Annotated in this window: 16 protein-coding genes; 11 read left to right on the plus strand and 5 right to left on the minus strand. The window is 54.2% G+C overall.

The window, feature by feature from the left end:
- Positions 1-231: 231 nt before the first annotated feature.
- The 4 genes from ACWGKN_RS04185 to ACWGKN_RS04200 all read right to left on the minus strand — a co-directional run bounded on the left by ACWGKN_RS04185 (position 232) and on the right by ACWGKN_RS04200 (position 1,502).
- Positions 232-417: a type II toxin-antitoxin system RelE/ParE family toxin gene (locus ACWGKN_RS04185; RefSeq protein ID WP_424255935.1), complete on the minus strand. Its 186-nt coding sequence runs from the start codon at positions 415-417 to the stop codon at positions 232-234.
- A complete protein-coding gene (locus ACWGKN_RS04190; RefSeq protein WP_424255925.1) occupies positions 363-533 on the minus strand; it encodes a type II toxin-antitoxin system RelE/ParE family toxin in 171 nt (56 codons plus the stop codon). The genes ACWGKN_RS04185 and ACWGKN_RS04190 overlap by 55 nt, the downstream gene beginning before the upstream one ends.
- Positions 534-803: a type II toxin-antitoxin system ParD family antitoxin gene (locus tag ACWGKN_RS04195; RefSeq protein ID WP_035234905.1), complete on the minus strand. Its 270-nt coding sequence runs from the start codon at positions 801-803 to the stop codon at positions 534-536. It abuts the gene before it with no gap.
- Positions 804-1,226: 423 nt separating this feature from the next.
- Positions 1,227-1,502: an ATP-binding protein gene (locus tag ACWGKN_RS04200; RefSeq protein WP_424255937.1), complete on the minus strand. Its 276-nt coding sequence runs from the start codon at positions 1,500-1,502 to the stop codon at positions 1,227-1,229.
- 137 nt (positions 1,503-1,639) lie between these two features.
- Here ACWGKN_RS04200 and ACWGKN_RS04205 point away from each other — a divergent pair, with 137 nt between their 5' ends.
- The 10 genes from ACWGKN_RS04205 (at position 1,640) to ACWGKN_RS04250 (ending at position 12,424) form a co-directional block, all read left to right on the plus strand.
- Positions 1,640-1,801 (plus strand): HEPN domain-containing protein, encoded by a 162-nt coding sequence (locus tag ACWGKN_RS04205; RefSeq protein ID WP_424255927.1) that lies wholly within the window; start codon positions 1,640-1,642, stop codon positions 1,799-1,801.
- Positions 1,798-1,923, plus strand: coding sequence for a hypothetical protein (locus tag ACWGKN_RS04210; protein WP_424255929.1), 126 nt, complete (start codon positions 1,798-1,800; stop codon positions 1,921-1,923). The genes ACWGKN_RS04205 and ACWGKN_RS04210 overlap by 4 nt, the downstream gene beginning before the upstream one ends.
- Positions 1,902-2,201, plus strand: a complete 300-nt coding sequence (locus ACWGKN_RS04215; RefSeq protein WP_424255931.1) for a nucleotidyltransferase domain-containing protein — start codon at positions 1,902-1,904, stop codon at positions 2,199-2,201. Before ACWGKN_RS04210 ends, ACWGKN_RS04215 begins: the two co-directional genes overlap by 22 nt.
- Positions 2,202-2,327: 126 nt before the next feature.
- Positions 2,328-2,618 (plus strand): nucleotidyltransferase family protein, encoded by a 291-nt coding sequence (locus ACWGKN_RS04220; protein WP_452094746.1) that lies wholly within the window; start codon positions 2,328-2,330, stop codon positions 2,616-2,618.
- A 363-nt stretch (positions 2,619-2,981) separates the two neighbouring features.
- Complete coding sequence (locus tag ACWGKN_RS04225) at positions 2,982-3,554, plus strand: sigma 54-interacting transcriptional regulator (protein WP_452094747.1); 573 nt, start codon at positions 2,982-2,984, stop codon at positions 3,552-3,554.
- Positions 3,555-4,227: 673 nt separating this feature from the next.
- Positions 4,228-4,740 (plus strand): GspH/FimT family pseudopilin, encoded by a 513-nt coding sequence (locus ACWGKN_RS04230; protein WP_452094748.1) that lies wholly within the window; start codon positions 4,228-4,230, stop codon positions 4,738-4,740.
- Between the two features lie 23 nt (positions 4,741-4,763).
- Positions 4,764-5,462 (plus strand): PilW family protein, encoded by a 699-nt coding sequence (locus tag ACWGKN_RS04235; protein WP_452094749.1) that lies wholly within the window; start codon positions 4,764-4,766, stop codon positions 5,460-5,462.
- Positions 5,462-5,884 (plus strand): type IV pilus modification PilV family protein, encoded by a 423-nt coding sequence (locus ACWGKN_RS04240; RefSeq protein WP_452094750.1) that lies wholly within the window; start codon positions 5,462-5,464, stop codon positions 5,882-5,884. Before ACWGKN_RS04235 ends, ACWGKN_RS04240 begins: the two co-directional genes overlap by 1 nt.
- Positions 5,885-5,896: 12 nt before the next feature.
- Positions 5,897-6,502 (plus strand): pilus assembly PilX family protein, encoded by a 606-nt coding sequence (locus tag ACWGKN_RS04245; RefSeq protein ID WP_452094751.1) that lies wholly within the window; start codon positions 5,897-5,899, stop codon positions 6,500-6,502.
- Positions 6,503-6,544: 42 nt separating this feature from the next.
- Positions 6,545-12,424 (plus strand): pilus assembly protein, encoded by a 5,880-nt coding sequence (locus ACWGKN_RS04250; protein ID WP_452094752.1) that lies wholly within the window; start codon positions 6,545-6,547, stop codon positions 12,422-12,424.
- Between the two features lie 234 nt (positions 12,425-12,658).
- Here ACWGKN_RS04250 and ACWGKN_RS04255 read toward each other — a convergent pair whose 3' ends face one another.
- Positions 12,659-12,850, minus strand: coding sequence for a heavy-metal-associated domain-containing protein (locus tag ACWGKN_RS04255; RefSeq protein ID WP_452094753.1), 192 nt, complete (start codon positions 12,848-12,850; stop codon positions 12,659-12,661).
- 399 nt (positions 12,851-13,249) lie between these two features.
- On the opposite strand from ACWGKN_RS04255, the gene ACWGKN_RS04260 reads away from it, so the two are divergent.
- Positions 13,250-15,733: a heavy metal translocating P-type ATPase gene (locus tag ACWGKN_RS04260; RefSeq protein WP_452094754.1), complete on the plus strand. Its 2,484-nt coding sequence runs from the start codon at positions 13,250-13,252 to the stop codon at positions 15,731-15,733.
- The last annotated feature ends 8 nt before the right edge of the window (positions 15,734-15,741 follow it).

Genomic DNA, 15,741 nt, shown 5'->3' on the forward strand with positions numbered 1-15,741 from the left:
TCAGCTACCCGTCCCTGCTGTCGAAGATTAAAAAGGATGGGATAGAGCTGGGGCAGGGGCCGCTTGCCGAACGAGAACTGCCTGGTGAACGACTGTCGGCATATCGTGTCTTTCTGGCTGGGAGACATCTCCTGCAGAAAAAACGAGATTCCCCGCTATCGCTCGAAATGGTAGTAAAAAATGTTGGTCGGATGCAAAAGCAGGGCGGTCCGAACAAGTCGGAGCGTGAGGTTACTCGTCATCGCCGAAAGTATTTTCCAGATCACGAGCCCCATGGAGGACACGGACAACCTCTATGCCATCTTGGACGGGTTGATAATAGATGACGTATCGACCGACAGGAAAGCTCCTGATATTCGCCCCTAATTCCCCACGAAACCTGCCGATATTTTCTGTACTTCCGCAAGAATGGCGAATTTACGGCTGATGCTGTCAATCAAAGCATCAGCCCGGGTTTCACTATCATTCGCGATATAATCCCAGATTTCGACAAGATCGGCTTTGGCACGAGGGCGCTTGAGGATGACAGCCATTTATACCTCGGGGCTGGAAGCCTGCCGTGCCTTGCGTCTCGCTCTCCCCTCGCGTTTGATCTCTTCAGGGTTCCATGGCGTGGCATCGCCACTGCTCATTCCATCATCTATATCTTGCCGTAATTGTTCGAGCTTGATTGCTCTCACGCGATCTCGTTGCTCCATAAGACGCAAAGCCTCTCTCACGACCTCGCTCGCTGAATTATAGAGACCGGAGTCCACTTTCTGTTTAATCAACGATTCAAGCTGGGGTGTTAAATTGACGTTCATATCAATGGTATCCTCCTTTTTAAAAAGCATAGGGCCATTGTCAATGATTGTCAACCATTGACATTAACAGGCTCCAGCGCCATTTTACGTGCGACCAATAATGCCACATTGTCTCAAAGATACAGTTGTCCAAGGGGCTCCGTCGTTTCGACCGCGGGAAGAAATCGGGCGGTGCTTCGAGTCGGCAATTTCCCACTACCTCCGCTGTCATCGCGACCTTTCCCCGCTGTCATCGCGACCTTTTTCCGCTGTCATCGCGACCTTTCCCCGCTGTCATCTCGACCTACTTCTTTGTCATCGCGACCTTTTTCCGCTGTCATCTCGACCGCAAGGGAGAGATCTCAAACAGGCCTGGTAGTCATCCCCCGCAGTGGAACAACAAGATCTCTCGCACTGACGCTCGAAATAACAATAGGGGCGGGATTATGACCTTCGCCCTGCCGGGAACCACCAGATTTCTCGCTGGCGATCGATATCTCCTGTAAGGTATCGGGCCTCCGCAAGCAGACGATTGCGGAGCGAGGATACGTAATCGTCCCGCTCCAAGCCCCCGATACGCAAATTGCCGTAGAGCTTCCCCGGGTTGGTAAAGACAATCCGGCTGCGTTGTATTTCTAAGTCTTGTTTGCTATAATTATATCTGCTCTGAATCAAGCAATTACAGTCGGATTTCCCGACAAACCCAATATTGGCCGACACTTCAGCAAAAAACCTGGTACTAGTGATTTCCAGCAACTATGAATAGCAAGGTTACATATTGGGTCGATTTATCGGAATATGATATTGCTACAGCCGAAGCAATGCTGGAAAGCAAGCGATACCTTTAAGTCGGATTTATGGCCCATCAATCGATCGAAAAAATTCTCAAGGTATATTTCGTCCAAATATCAGGAGAAACAGCTCCATACACGCATAGTCTTTCATTTTTAGCCAAAAGGTCTGACCTCTACCAATATTTTTCAAAGAGCAAGATTTTATCGATCTGCTCGAACCGATGAATATCGAGGCTCGCTACCCGATTAATAAAAAGAAACTGCTGGATGGCTTAACAGAAGAAAGATGTGCCTCAATTCTGAATAAAGCAAAGGAGCTACGAGAGTGGATATTGCTGAAGTTATAGAAAAACTTGGGAGATACAAGCAACTCCTCAGTAAGCAAATCAAATTTGATCAACTTATTTTATTTGGCTCTTATGCAAAAGGCACTGCCCATGCGGATAGCGACATGGATGTGGCCGTAATAGTAGATGAACTTAAAACGGACTATTTCATCACCCGTCCTCTGTTATGGAAAATCCGGAGAGAGATCGATGACAGAATCGAGCCCATACTCCTGGAGAAAAACTCCGATGACAGCGGTTTTATCACGGAGATTATCAAGCATGGAATAATTATCTGATCTACATCCCGTCCATTGATCCGCGCTCAGCCCGTCAGATAGCACTTGCAATTCTTTTTTCAGATGCTTTAGACTGTTATATAAATGGTTTGCATCATTTTTTCAACCAGACTGCAAGGTGCGAAAATGTCACTTAAAAAGGCTCTGAAACTGCGCCGCGGTGAGATTATCAATATCGCCGATCGTTACGGAGTTCACAATATTCGTATATTCGGCTCTGTTGAAAAGGAAACAGAGAGGCCCGATAGTGATGTCGACCTCCTGGTTGATCTCGACAAAGGAAGAAGTTTGCTGGATATTGGAGGAATGGCCATTGATCTCCAACAGCTACTGGGAAGAAAAGTTGATATTGTGACGGAGAAAGGGCTTCATTGGTATATAAAAGAGACAATATTGAATGAAGCAAAACCGTTATGAAAGGTGATACTCTCTACACAATCCACATCCGTGAATGTATTGCATGGAATAATTATCTGATCTACCTTCGGCCGTCAGCCATCCACCTTCTTTTTTGCCCCTTCAGCCTTCTTCCTACCCTTTCCTTAAAAAACAGGTTGAAGGTGGTAGACAAAAAAACAGACCCGTAACACCTCAGAGGCCTGATAGAGAAGATTTTGCCATCTATCCCCCCGTTTCCGTCATCTCGACCCTTCTCCGCTGTCATCTCGACCTTCCCCCGCTGTCATCTCGACCTTCCCCCGCTGTCATCTCGACCGCAAGGGAGAGATCTCAAACAGACCTGGTAGTCATCCCCCGCAGGGAAAAATTTGATCCTCTGCGATGTGCGCCTGCCGGAAGATCGATGTCCGTATCCTCGCGGCGACGGCAAGAGACCTGGCGAGCGAGGTTCAGACCGGAAGGTTCCGGGAGGATCTCTATTTCCGCCTCAACGTCATCCATATCCTGATCCCGCCCCTGCGCCGGCGGCGGATGGATATCCCGCTGCTCTGCCGCCATTTTCTGGAAAAGGTGCGGAAGGAAATGGGAATCGAGATCAAAAGGGTCATGCCGGAGGTGATGGAGTTGTTTGATTGCTATGGCTGGCCGGGCAATGTCCGGGAACTGGAAAACATCATCCATCGGGGAGCGGTGATTGCCGAGGACCAGGCAATCAGGGTCGAACATCTGCCCCAGTATATGAAGGACAAACGGACTCCGGCAAAAGGTCTGGACGATTTTCAGGGCCTGTCCTTGAAGCAGGCGCAGGAAAGCATGGAGGAAAGGATCATCCTCAAGGCCTTGAACGAGACCGGCGGCAACCGCCTGCAGGCCTCGAAACTGCTGGAGATCAGTTATCCATCGCTGCTGTCGAAGATAAAAAAATATGCGATATCGGAGCCTTTTGCAAAATGACGAGTTTACACGGTACCCCCTCTCGCATCCTGGAAGGCTGAGGTGATAAGCACTCAGTACGCCCTCTCGCATCCTGGAAGGCTGAGGTAATTTATGTTGTCATTTCGAGCGATAGCGAGAAATCTCGGCTTTCAATCTCGATGAGATTTCCCCCTCCGGTCGAAATGACGGAACCTGCCACCGTGCATTTCGCAAGAGGTTCACCGATGTAACAATGACCGATCATGCGGCTTGCGGAGGCAGCGCATATAAAAATTGTTTATACATATAAAATATTATTATAGCCCATCCTGGCGGCCGGATTTCTGAAAAATAATGGTATGGGTAGTGTCCTGAAATAAAAAATGATTGTTTACAGTGAGATATGATTTTGTAGCGGATTTGTCGAAATTGGCGTGAAAATTGATAGAGAAAAATGGTGTTGTAGAGAACCTATTGCAAAATGACAAAATCACATAGTCGTCCCCCGCGCATTTCGGTTGGCTGAGATAATGCATGTTGTCATTTCGAGCGATAGCGAGAAATCTCGGTTTTCAAGACGATGAGGTTTCTCCCTTTGATCGAAATGACAGGATCTGCAACTGTGCATTATGCAAGAGGCTCTGGAGTGTGATTCAAGTCAAGGGGTGGATAGCAGGCTTAAAAATGCAGATTGATTGAGGGAAGGGGTTCAATGGCATCAATAAGAAACAGTAATGGATTCTCGCTGGTCGAAGCTATGGTGGTTATCGCGATTGTGGCCATCATGGGTGTTTTTGCCGTTCCGTCAATGATTTCGTGGCTCAACAATAAGGGCCTGCAGAATGCGGCAAGAGACATGTATTCCAATCTCCGCAAGGCACAGTCTATTGCAGTCAAAAATAACAGGAACTGTGCCATCAGTTTCAATGGGACGACCGGCTATACCGTATATGTTGATCTGGACAAGGATTACGAGCGTGATGCTGGTGAGGAGATCATCGCTCAGGCGTCATGGTCGCAATACAGGAATGTGGTATTGGATGGAGCTGTGAATTTTGCCGACAATGCATCGTCGCAGCCGACTGTGGCCTTCAGGCCCAATCTCATCCCATTGGAGGCAGGAGGGACAGCCGGCAATGGGACTATCTCATTGAAGAATGATAAGTCGAGGAAAGCGGACATCACAATCAGCGTCAGTGGTAATATCTCTATGAAATGGTTATAAAATATAAAAATTGCGTGAACGACATGAGAAAAAACGAGAGCGGTTTCACCCTTATCGAGTTGATGATAGGTATAGCCATGGCCGGTATTGTCGGGGGAGTCATCTACTCTGCCTACAATGTACAGACCAGGATCTACACCGAGCAGGATAAGACTGCCGAGATGCAGCAGAATATCCGGGCGGGGATGTCCTATCTGCAGCGTGAGATCCGTATGGCCGGGTATAATTCCAAGGACACAACCGACGTAACATGCGATGCCACAAAAAAGAAACCCGGAATTCATACAGCAACTGCGACAACCCTGGGTATCTCAATGGATCTCGACAGGGACGGCAAATGTGATGATCCTGACGAAAATGTGACCTACTCGATTTATACGGCGGACAACATCAAGAAACTTGGACGCAAAGCTCCTGCTCAGAATGAACCGGTGGCCGAAAATATCGTCGAGATCGATTTCGTCTATCTTCTGGATAAGAACGGTACCAAGTCTCAGACCCGGACTCCCGCTGGCCTCGAGGACATAGTGGCCGTCCAGGTATCGCTGCTGGCGCAATCACGGACGAAAGACCGTGATGAAAAAGCCACATCGACTTTTAACCTGGCCATTCCTGTTTGGGGAGCTACCCCGGTTGCCGCCAAGAAATGGGAATTCACCGACAGCAATCGCTATCGTCTGCTGACGACGACGGTCAATTGTCGCAATATGGGGTTGCTATAATGAAAAATCTACAGAACACCGATGGTTTTACGCTATTGGAAGTCATTATCGCCTTGGCGATCTTTACCATCAGTATCATTGCCTTGTACACGATCCAGACCGGGACGATCAATCAGAACTCCCGGGCGAGCAGAATAACGACGGCCGACAGCTGGGCCTCCGAGAAGATCGAGGATATCATTTCCGCGGAGTATGATGATGTCGAAGATAAAGACGATGACGGCAAGGCCGGGCTCCCGCACAGTACCACCGCCACCGCCGATGGCAGCGAGGTATCTCCGGATGGAGTCTACACGTTGCTGTGGAATGTGGCCGAGAACCATCCGTTGCCCAATACCAAGACTGTCCACGTAATCGTGACCAACCGCAAGGGCGGTGTCGGCAGTCTTGTGGACCTGGAATACATCAAACATAAAGGTTGATCCGGTAACATCATGAAGCACATTCGAACGACCATGGAAAATGATCGCGGCTATGTCCTGGTAGTCGCCCTGCTGATTATGGCGATTCTTTCCCTCATTGGTGTTGCCGGCATGAACACCTCGATTTTCGAGACACAAGTCGCCGGCAATGAATGGAACGCCAAGCGGACCCTGTACCGGGCGGATGGTGGGGTTACCCTCGGGGCAGAACTGGTCGAACAGAATCTCGGCTGTGAAGGCATCGGGTTCAAATCAACCCTGATCAATGATACAGTCATGATCAGCAACAAACTGCTGTCTTTCAACGGTTTAGCAACTGATGACGACATTGTCACGAAAATCAACGCCCCTGCGACAAGTTACGATGCGGCGTTTTCGGCCACCGGGAAACTGACGAAAGATGATATCGGCTATCTCTTCTTTGGCGGAGAAACCACACCGCTGGTTGGTTCCGGGATGGAATTCGGCACCGCCATCCTTGGGGTTTCAGCCTCGCAGGGGGGGTATGGCAAACTGTACGAGATTCATTCGCAGTACCTCGGGACGAAGAACAGCGAGTCGATCATCGAGTCCGGGTGGATTCACATTGTCGGTAAGGAAGGAAGCTGTATTTTTTGATCGGTTTTTATTTGGTCTTATTCAGGGGGAGCAGAATAACGGGTGTGCCTTGAAGGCAACGCGGTTTTCCCATTTTCAGAGGTGGATGGTATGCAGCGGAAGAAAATAACATTGATGAATTACAATGTGTTGATTGCAATATTCGCGGTCCTGGCCTGTTTGCCCAGGCCTGCCCTGGCGGTTGACGGAGTGTGCGGAGCCGGAACAGGGGTGCCGCCATTCCTCTCTTCCGGTCTCGACCCCAACCTGCTATTGGTCCTCGATAACTCGGGCAGCATGCTCGATTCGGCATACACCGACACCACGTATAGCGGGCCGGCAAAAACAAATTCACCGGCAAATGACGGCGCCTGTGTCGACAATGATTTTGATCCGGCCAAGACCTATGCCGGTTATTTCGATCCCGAAAAATGGTACGAATGGCGGGAAGGCGTGCAGCAATGGCAGAGTGGGAAACCGTACACTGCCGGTATGCTGGTCTACACAGAAGGGGTTTTTTACCGGGCTGAATCCTCCGGTACCTCCAACAGCGCGGAAATCCTGACGGACACCAATGTTACCTGGAAGAGGATCCATAAAATTCCTACCTGGACGAACGGTCAGGAGTATGATCCAAACACCTTTGTCCAGTTTCAAAATCTGCTCTACTTTACAGCCGCCGGCGGGACTGCCGCGGATAACGTTCCATCCGACGGGATTTCACTCAGCGGCGACACAGGCATCACCGACTGGGACCTTGTTGAATCGAATTCGACCTGGCGCTCCGGTGTGACCTATGTCGCCGGGGATGTCGTCAGCGACAACGGGATGTTGTTTCAGGCAACTAAAACAACAAGCTCAACGGTCAGCGCCGGAGTTGATGATGGTTCATGGGTGAGACTCGATGAAGGGCATTTCGTCGAAGCCGCATATTCCACCGTAAGCACCGCCGCCACCGCGTTGTCAGGCAAGGCAGGCACGGCCTACCAGCAGAATGATCTGTATGTCAAGATTGTGGCGGTAACCAATACCAGCACAGGTTTGAGCACGAATTCGGGAGTGACCGCCTTTGCCGCCAGCGGCGATTTCCTGAACTGGCTGAGTTCCTCGAAGCTCGACATCCAGAAAAAGATCCTCACCGGGGGAAAATACAACGAAGAGTATAATCTGCTGGTCAGTGAGGGCCGGGGCTGTTCGTCCCGTGGATTTATCAAGGAGGTTCCGGTCAACTCGACCAAGGTCATGACCTTCTCAGTCCGGGGATTCCAGGAGAGTGACTGGATCGACCCGATGGACAGCACTACCCGGATAGGTATTCTGGGGGTGAGCGAAGACGGTTTTATCGGTGATGCGCGGCAACTCGCCTGCCAGACAGCCATAGAGGAGATTTCCCTGGGCGATCAGGGCAGCCTCGGAACGATTCAGACCAACATCAACACCTGTCTTTCCTATGATCTGACGAGCAACAACGTTCTGGCCGCCTCGAACGCGGCCTACAACCATTCCGTCTTCACCTGCTGGTCGATTGTTCAGAAGGGCTACACCGAGCCCAGCCAGATCGGTAATGTCAGCGAACTGGAAAATGCCTGTGGAGGCGTTTACGCCACCGGTATATCTCCTGCCACGATCTATTCTTCCGACAGCGGATATGCCTGTTCGGGCATCTACAACCAGACCATCTCGCATGCCTCGCGGCAGGGGTATATAGGGAGATGCTGGGAGCCCGGACAGATTCCTGCCGGATGCCAACCGGTTCTCTGTTCATCGACAGACTACGAGTATAATACAGGGGATCCACGCTGTTTTCCTGATAAATATGTTTACGAATGTTCCGGGAATTACAACGAGGCGCAGGGCACCTGCAACAAGGCCTGGACGTTGAGGCTGGAGGATATTGCCGGAGACGAACTGACCTGCGCCCCGACGGCAACTGGCTCAATAGGCAAGTGGACTGATGATCCTTCACCCCAAGATGCTGAGCAATGCATCCAGCAGGGTATCTGGGATTACTGCCAGTCGCTGAAAATTCCGGAGGTCATCGACCCGACCGATCAGATCTTCAATAGTGGCGAGACCTGGGGGATGACCGGCTCTCTGATCGATTCCGGTGTAGCCGCCAAGTTCGGCTCCAGCCGACCGCTGATCGTCATGAAGGGATATGTCACGCCGCCGGTAGATAAGGATAATGAAACGGTGATTCCCCAAGGTATCATCCACGAGAACAAGGATGACCTGCGCATGGGCGCCATGGCATTCAACAACAACGGCGCCGGCACCGAGTGTCAGACAGCCAATGTCAACGACACGATTGTCCAGTATTGTCCTGACGGCACGCTGGACGGGGCCAAAGTCATCGCCCCGATCAAGAACAGCGATGCAACGACTGAGGGAGTAGATCATCTCGATTATCTGACCAAACAGATCAACGCAATCCGCGCCGATGCATGGACACCCTTGGGTGAGGCGATATACAACGGCCTTGGTTATTATGGCCAGAACGCGGGTTGGAGAATCAATGATGCCGATTTAACCAATAAGGCCGATTTCCCTATCTCGATTGAGGACGATCCGGTGCAGGCCTGGTGCCAGGCCAACAATATCCTGGTGATTACCGAAGGCGCCTCCACCGCCGATATCAACGCAAAGGTGAAGGCCAAAATTACTGCCCTGGCGGGAACTGTGCAGGACACGACGGTCCCTGCTGCCGAAGAGGGCGAGTGTACAGTTGACGCCCAGCACTACCTGTACGGCTCAACCTATCTCGATGACCTTACGTTCTTCGGCCAGAATGCCATTAAATCCAAAATATATTCAGTTGAGCAGATGGAGAGCGACAATGGCGAGAAAATGAATAAACAGAACATCCGGACGTATATCGTCAGCACCGGCAATGCCGGCGGTGATGGAACGACGGGCGAGTGCAACCCGGCCGTCTTGATGGAGAATGCCGCCGAGAATGGCGGTACGACGTTGTTGCCCGGCGAAAATGCCCAGCAGCTCGAGGAAAGCCTCAGGGCCGCCCTGGCCGATATCATGACCCGGGCCTCGGCCGGATCGGCGGCTTCGGTTATTTCCTCCGCCCGAAGCGGTGAAGGCGCCATCTACCAGGCCATTTTCTGGCCGGAAATGGTGAGCAGTTTCGGCCAGGACGAATACCGCGTCAACTGGGTCGGGGACGTCCACGGGCTGCTGATCGACGATCAGGGGCATGTCTACGAGGACAGCAACCATAACCGGTCCTTGGACCTGGATTCGGAGAATGGCACGATCGACAAGCGGGTGATCGTCTATTTTGATCAGTCGGAAAACAAATCGAAAGGATGCTATGGCCAGACGACCGTGGTCGATGGCGGGGTGACCTGCACCGATTCGGTCAACCTGGAAGATGTCAATTTCCTCTGGTCGGCACACAAATCGCTGGCCGACCTCACTGATGTGCAGAGCAACAGAAGCCTGACCGGGGCCAATTTCAACTTTGCCGGTGCGGAAGGCAGGAAGAGGTACATTTTTACCTGGAATGATGCCGATCATGACGGGGCTGTGGGTACGGGAGAGGTTGTCGGGCTGACAAAGGCGGCCAATCCTACTGCTGCCACATGGACTACGCTGGCGAAGAATTTTATCGTCGACGGTGTTTTTACGGACAATGATGATTACACGGCCCTGGAACAATACGGTTATGAATTGAACAACATTATCGGCTGGCTGCGGGGTGATGACTGGCTCATCGATGAAGACCTCGACAACGACGGTCTATGGGACCCCGGAGTCGATCCCGACCTCGATGGAGTCTTCGAGGATGCCGAGGTTGACACCGTCGCGGGTGATGGGCCGCCCCGGGAGCCCTTGCGCAGCAGAAAGAGCGCCCACAACAATACACTGTTCACCTGGAGGCTGGGGGATGTCATCAACTCCACCCCGATAACGGTTACCTCGCCGAACACCGGATATCATCTGATCTATAACGACGGGTCGTACGCCAAATTCGTGGCCCAATACAAGAAACGTCGGCACGTGGTCTACTTCGGCGGCAATGACGGCATGCTCCACGCCGTCAATGCCGGGTTCTACAGTGATGTACAGAAGAAGTTCTGCCTGGAGAAAACTACTGATACTGGCAATTGCCAGGATGACGACGGCACACAAACGCTCGAAGGGGTGGTGACGGATACCGCGCCGGCCCTGGGAATGGAATTGTGGGCCTACGTCCCCTATAACCTGCAGCCCCATCTCAAATGTCTGTCCGATCCGGCCTATGCCCATAAATATTTTGTTGATCTCGAACCCAGTGTGTTCGATGCCCAGATTTTCCCCGCTGATGCCGATCATCCCGAAGGCTGGGGGACGATCCTGGTGGGTGGTCTGCGCTTCGGCGGGGCCCCGATCGATGGAAAATATATCGACAGCGGCGGAGCGGAGAAAACCCAGCACTACATTTCCTCGTTTTTTATCCTCGATATCACCAACCCGGAGAAACCGCCGGTGCTGCTGGGGGAAACAACCCAGGATGTAGGCCAAACGTTTGTAGATCTCGGTTATTCAACGGTGAAGCCTTCGATCGTCGCCAAAAAGACAAGCTCGACATCTCTTTGGTATCTGGTTTTCGGCAGTGGGCCTCATGGTCCAAACGCCCTGAAAGGAGTGAGTGACCAGCAGGCCAAGATGAGCGTCCTGCCCTTGAACGAACTCGCTGCAAAAAACATTTCGATGCGAATCCCAAAAGGCAAACCGACAGCCGCGACGAGCGGTACGTTTTTCCTCCCCGGCGGAGTGGAATACACATCCGCTGAATTAAGCAGTACAACTGCAGTGAAGGGCTTTGTCTCCGATACATCCAGTCTCGATCTTGATCTCACCCCGAGCGGCAACGGTGTCTATGATTCGGATGTGGTCTACTTCGGGACGATTGAAGGCAGTTTCGATTATACATCTCTTCCCAAATGGAACGGAGGAGGGCAGATGTTCCGCCTGGTCATGAACGGAGATGGGCACACGATAGGGGTGGATGATTATCAGACGCCGGGCAACTGGGCGCTCAGGCCACTTCTTGACCTGGGCGGAACCGAGCTCAACAACCTGAATCGGAAACAACCGATCAGCGCGGCTCCTACGGTAGGCTGGGATGGGGACCGCTACTGGGTCTATTTCGGGACCGGGCGATTCTTCGACAAGGACGATAAGACTGATGTCAAGCAGCAGAGCTTTTACGGCATTAAGGAGCCGATATCAAAATCAATCACCACGCCTGTTGCCACTAAGCTTACCTGGGATGAAGTCGAATTGGACGGAGTCGACAGCGCATTGCCTGGAGGGAAGGGACTGCTGCAGGTCGACGAGATCATGGTCAAGCAAAGCAAAGACAATCTTGCCCCACTGGCGTGCCGGGATAACACGACCGGAGGAGTCTCTGTCGGGGATTACACGTGTCTGCCCTCCGGAATGAACAGTGCCGACAGCGCATTTTTCGGGCGGCTTGAAACCTATATCGCCGGTACCGGAAACTGTGATACGGCAAGTCCTGGCGATAACTGTGTCGATGGATGGTACCGGGATTTCTATCCCTACCTCAACCGGGAAAGAAATCTCGGCCAGGCGACCTTGCTCTCAGGTCTGGTCACCTATACCACCTACCAACCATTCAGCGATGCCTGCAAGGCGGAGGGAGATTCGTATCTCTACGCGGTGTATTTCAGGACCGGGACCTCCTGGTACGAAAATATCTTCGGTGAATATGGTCTGGAAGAAGTTGTGTATGTCAAAAGCAAACTTGAACTTGGACGCGGACTGACCACTACGCCGAACCTGTTTACCGGTAGCGGCCAGGAGGGAGTGAAAGTTTTCGTCCAGACAAGTACAGGTGAGATCAAAGAACTCCTGCAGGAGAATTTGCCGCTGGGAGAGCCTAAGTCAGGGCGGGCGAGCTGGAAGGAATTTATGCGTTGAGATGAACCGGTTCAGCGCAGTGGTCTCGCTGTTTTTGGCGCCATGCGCTGAACAGCGGGACCGGAGCCTGACTCCGGATGCCCCTGAACAACGGCAGGGAGCGTAACAGGCAACTGGGGCCAGCTATCTGGCAAAGCAGAACGCCGATCGTCAACAGGGACATTGTTGACGATCGGCGTTCTACTTTTATGTCGATCGTGTGGGTCTGTCTATTGCAGTTCGTAGGGCTGTTGATCAAATAACTTCAAATCCGATCCTGCTGATCGCCGTCTTCACCGCCTCGATGGCAATTTCCCCATCATAGTTCGCCTCTCCTTTCCCCAGGTCCACCTTGACATTGGAAACGCCGGGTAATTCGGACAACGCTTTCGTGACTGAGGCCACGCAGTGGTGGCAGCTCATCCCCTTTATTTTGATTGTCGCCATTGTTGATCTCCCAGTGTTGAATTAAATTCTTAAGTGCCTTGAAGGGATAATAGGGCTTGGTTGGATGGAAATCAAGATGGTTGGTGGGGGATTGGTGGTGGGAAGAAGGAGATTTCTCGCTTCGCTCTGACAGGGGGCGGGGGCGTGGCCTTTGCGCTACCGGGGACACTTGGATTTCTTGCTGACTCTCGAAAATGAGGGAAGGTCGAGAAGGCAGATGCTTGAAAGGATAAGATTTCTCGCTCCGCTTCGAAATGACAGCGGGGGGGAAGATTATGACGTTGGCCCTACCGGGAAAAACGGGATTCCTCGCTGCGCTCGGAATGACAGCGGGGGAAGGTCGAAAGGCAGGGGTAGGCATGGAATGGCAGGGGGAAAGTGCGGAAAGGAATGACGAATATGGCGAATCAAAAAGAACATAAAAATATCGCAGTCAAAGGCATGCACTGTGCCGCCTGTTCGACCCGGATCGAAAAGGTCGTCGGTGGAATGCCGGGGGTGTCCAGCGCCGCCGTCAACCTGGCGGCGGAGACGATGGACCTGGCCTGGGATGAGGCGACGGTGCCGCTTGTCGACATCGCGGCACGGGTGCATGACCTCGGGTTCGAGTTGATCACCCCGGTCGAAGGTGACGAGATCACCCAGACCTTTGCCATCGGCGGCATGCACTGCGCCTCCTGCTCGGCCCGCATCACCAAGGTCGTCGGCGATTTGCCCGGGGTCGTCACCGCCGAGGTCAACCTGGCGACGGAAACGGCGAGGATCGTCTACCGCAGAAACGAGTGCTCGCCGCGGAAAATTCGCGAAGCGATCGCGGCCCTCGGTTTCGAGGCCAGTGTGACCGACAGCCGGTTGAGCGACTTCGAGACGCGACAGCAGGAAAAAAAGGCGCAGTTGGCCGCCATGAAACAACGGCTGGTCCTGGCCTTCGGTTTCACGATCCCGCTGCTCTACGTGGCGATGGGGGAAATGGCGGGGCTGCCGCTGCCGGCGCTCCTCAATCCGCATCACCATCCCCTGGCCTTCGCCGTGGTGCAATTGCTCCTCGTCCTGCCGGTGATGTGGCTGGGGCGAAGTTTCTATCTCATCGGTTTTCCGGCCCTGGCCCGCCGCAGTCCCAACATGGATTCCCTGATCGCCGTCGGCACCGGGGCCGCCTTCGTCTATTCGCTGTGGAGCCTGATCGAGATCGCCCTCGGCATCGATCCCCACGTCCGGGCGATGGACCTGTACTTCGAGTCGACCGGGGTCCTGCTGGCCCTGGTCTCGCTGGGCAAGTACATGGAGGCGCGGGCCAAATCGCATACCTCCGACGCCATCATCAAACTGATGGCGCTGACCCCCGATACCGCCATTGTGCTCAAGGATGGGGCCCAGGCGACCATGCCGACGGCCGAGATCGAGGCCGGCGACCTGTTGCTGGTCCGGCCCGGCGACCGGATTCCGGTCGACGGCGTGATCGAATACGGGCATTCCGCCGTCGACGAGGCGATGCTCAGCGGCGAAAGCATGCCGATCGACAAGAACGCCGGGGACAGGGTCTTCGGCGGCACGGTCAACAGCCATGGCGCACTCCATGTCCGGGCGCAGCAGACCGGCGAGAACACGGTCCTGGCCCGGATCGTGCGGATGGTGCAGGAGGCCCAGGGCTCGAAGGCGCCGATCGCCAATCTGGCCGACACCATCAGCCTCTACTTCGTCCCGGCGGTCATCGTCCTGGCGATCGCCACCGGGCTGGTCTGGTACCTGGTCGGTGCCGCCACCTTCACCGCCAGTCTCCGCTACTTCATCGCCGTGCTGGTCATCGCCTGCCCATGCGCGATGGGGCTGGCCACCCCGACCTCGATCATGGTCGGGACCGGGCGGGGGGCCCAGCTCGGGGTGCTGGTCAAGAACGGCACCGCCCTCGAAACCGCGGAAAAGGTCGATACCATCGTTTTCGACAAGACCGGGACGCTGACCGTCGGCCGCCCGGCGGTGACCGATATCGTTCCCCTGGTGGATGGGCTCGCCGCCACCGACATCCTGCGGCTTGTCGCCTCGCTCGAGCAGTCCTCGGCCCATCCGCTGGCCGAGGCCATCGTCCGCCAGGCGCAGGAACAGGGCATCGCCCTCATTCTGCCCGAGTCGTTTACGTCGCTGGCCGGCCTGGGGGTCGAGGCGCAGGTGGAGGGCAGAACCGTGTGTCTCGGCAATCGGGAGCTGCTGGAGTCACGCGGGATTGCCCTCGAACCGGCGATGGACAGGGCCATGAAACTGGCCGGAGCGGGGAAGACCGTGCTCTACTGTGCCGTCGACGGCCGCTTCTCGGCCATCCTGGCCATCGCCGATGCCCTGAAGCCGGAGGCCGGGGAGGTGGTCGCGGCGCTGCGGGCCATGGGGCGGCGAGTCATCATGCTGACCGGCGATCACCCGGTCACCGCCGAGAGTATCGCCGCCCAGGCCGGGGTCGACGAGGTCCATGCCCGGGTGCTGCCCGAGAACAAGGCGGAGCGGGTCGTGGCGCTGCAGCGGCAGGGCCTGGTGGTGGCAATGGTCGGCGACGGCATCAACGACGCCCCGGCCCTGGCCCGGGCCGATATCGGCATCGCGATGGGCACCGGCGTCGACATCGCGATGGAATCCGGCGATATGGTGCTGATGCACGGCAAGCTGCAAAGCGTCCTCACCGCGTTGCGCCTGTCGCGCACCGTGATGCGCAACATCCGCCAGAACCTGTTCTGGGCCTTCGCCTTCAACGTCATCGGCATTCCGGTGGCGGCCGGCATTCTGGTGCCGTTCGGCGGTCCGGCCCTCAACCCCATGCTGGCCGGCGCGGCCATGGCGCTGAGCTCGGTGACGGTGGTCAGCAATGCCCTGCGGCTCAGGTTCTTCCAGGGATGACGGAATAG

The sequence above is a fragment of the Desulfoprunum sp. genome (genome assembly GCF_053613775.1).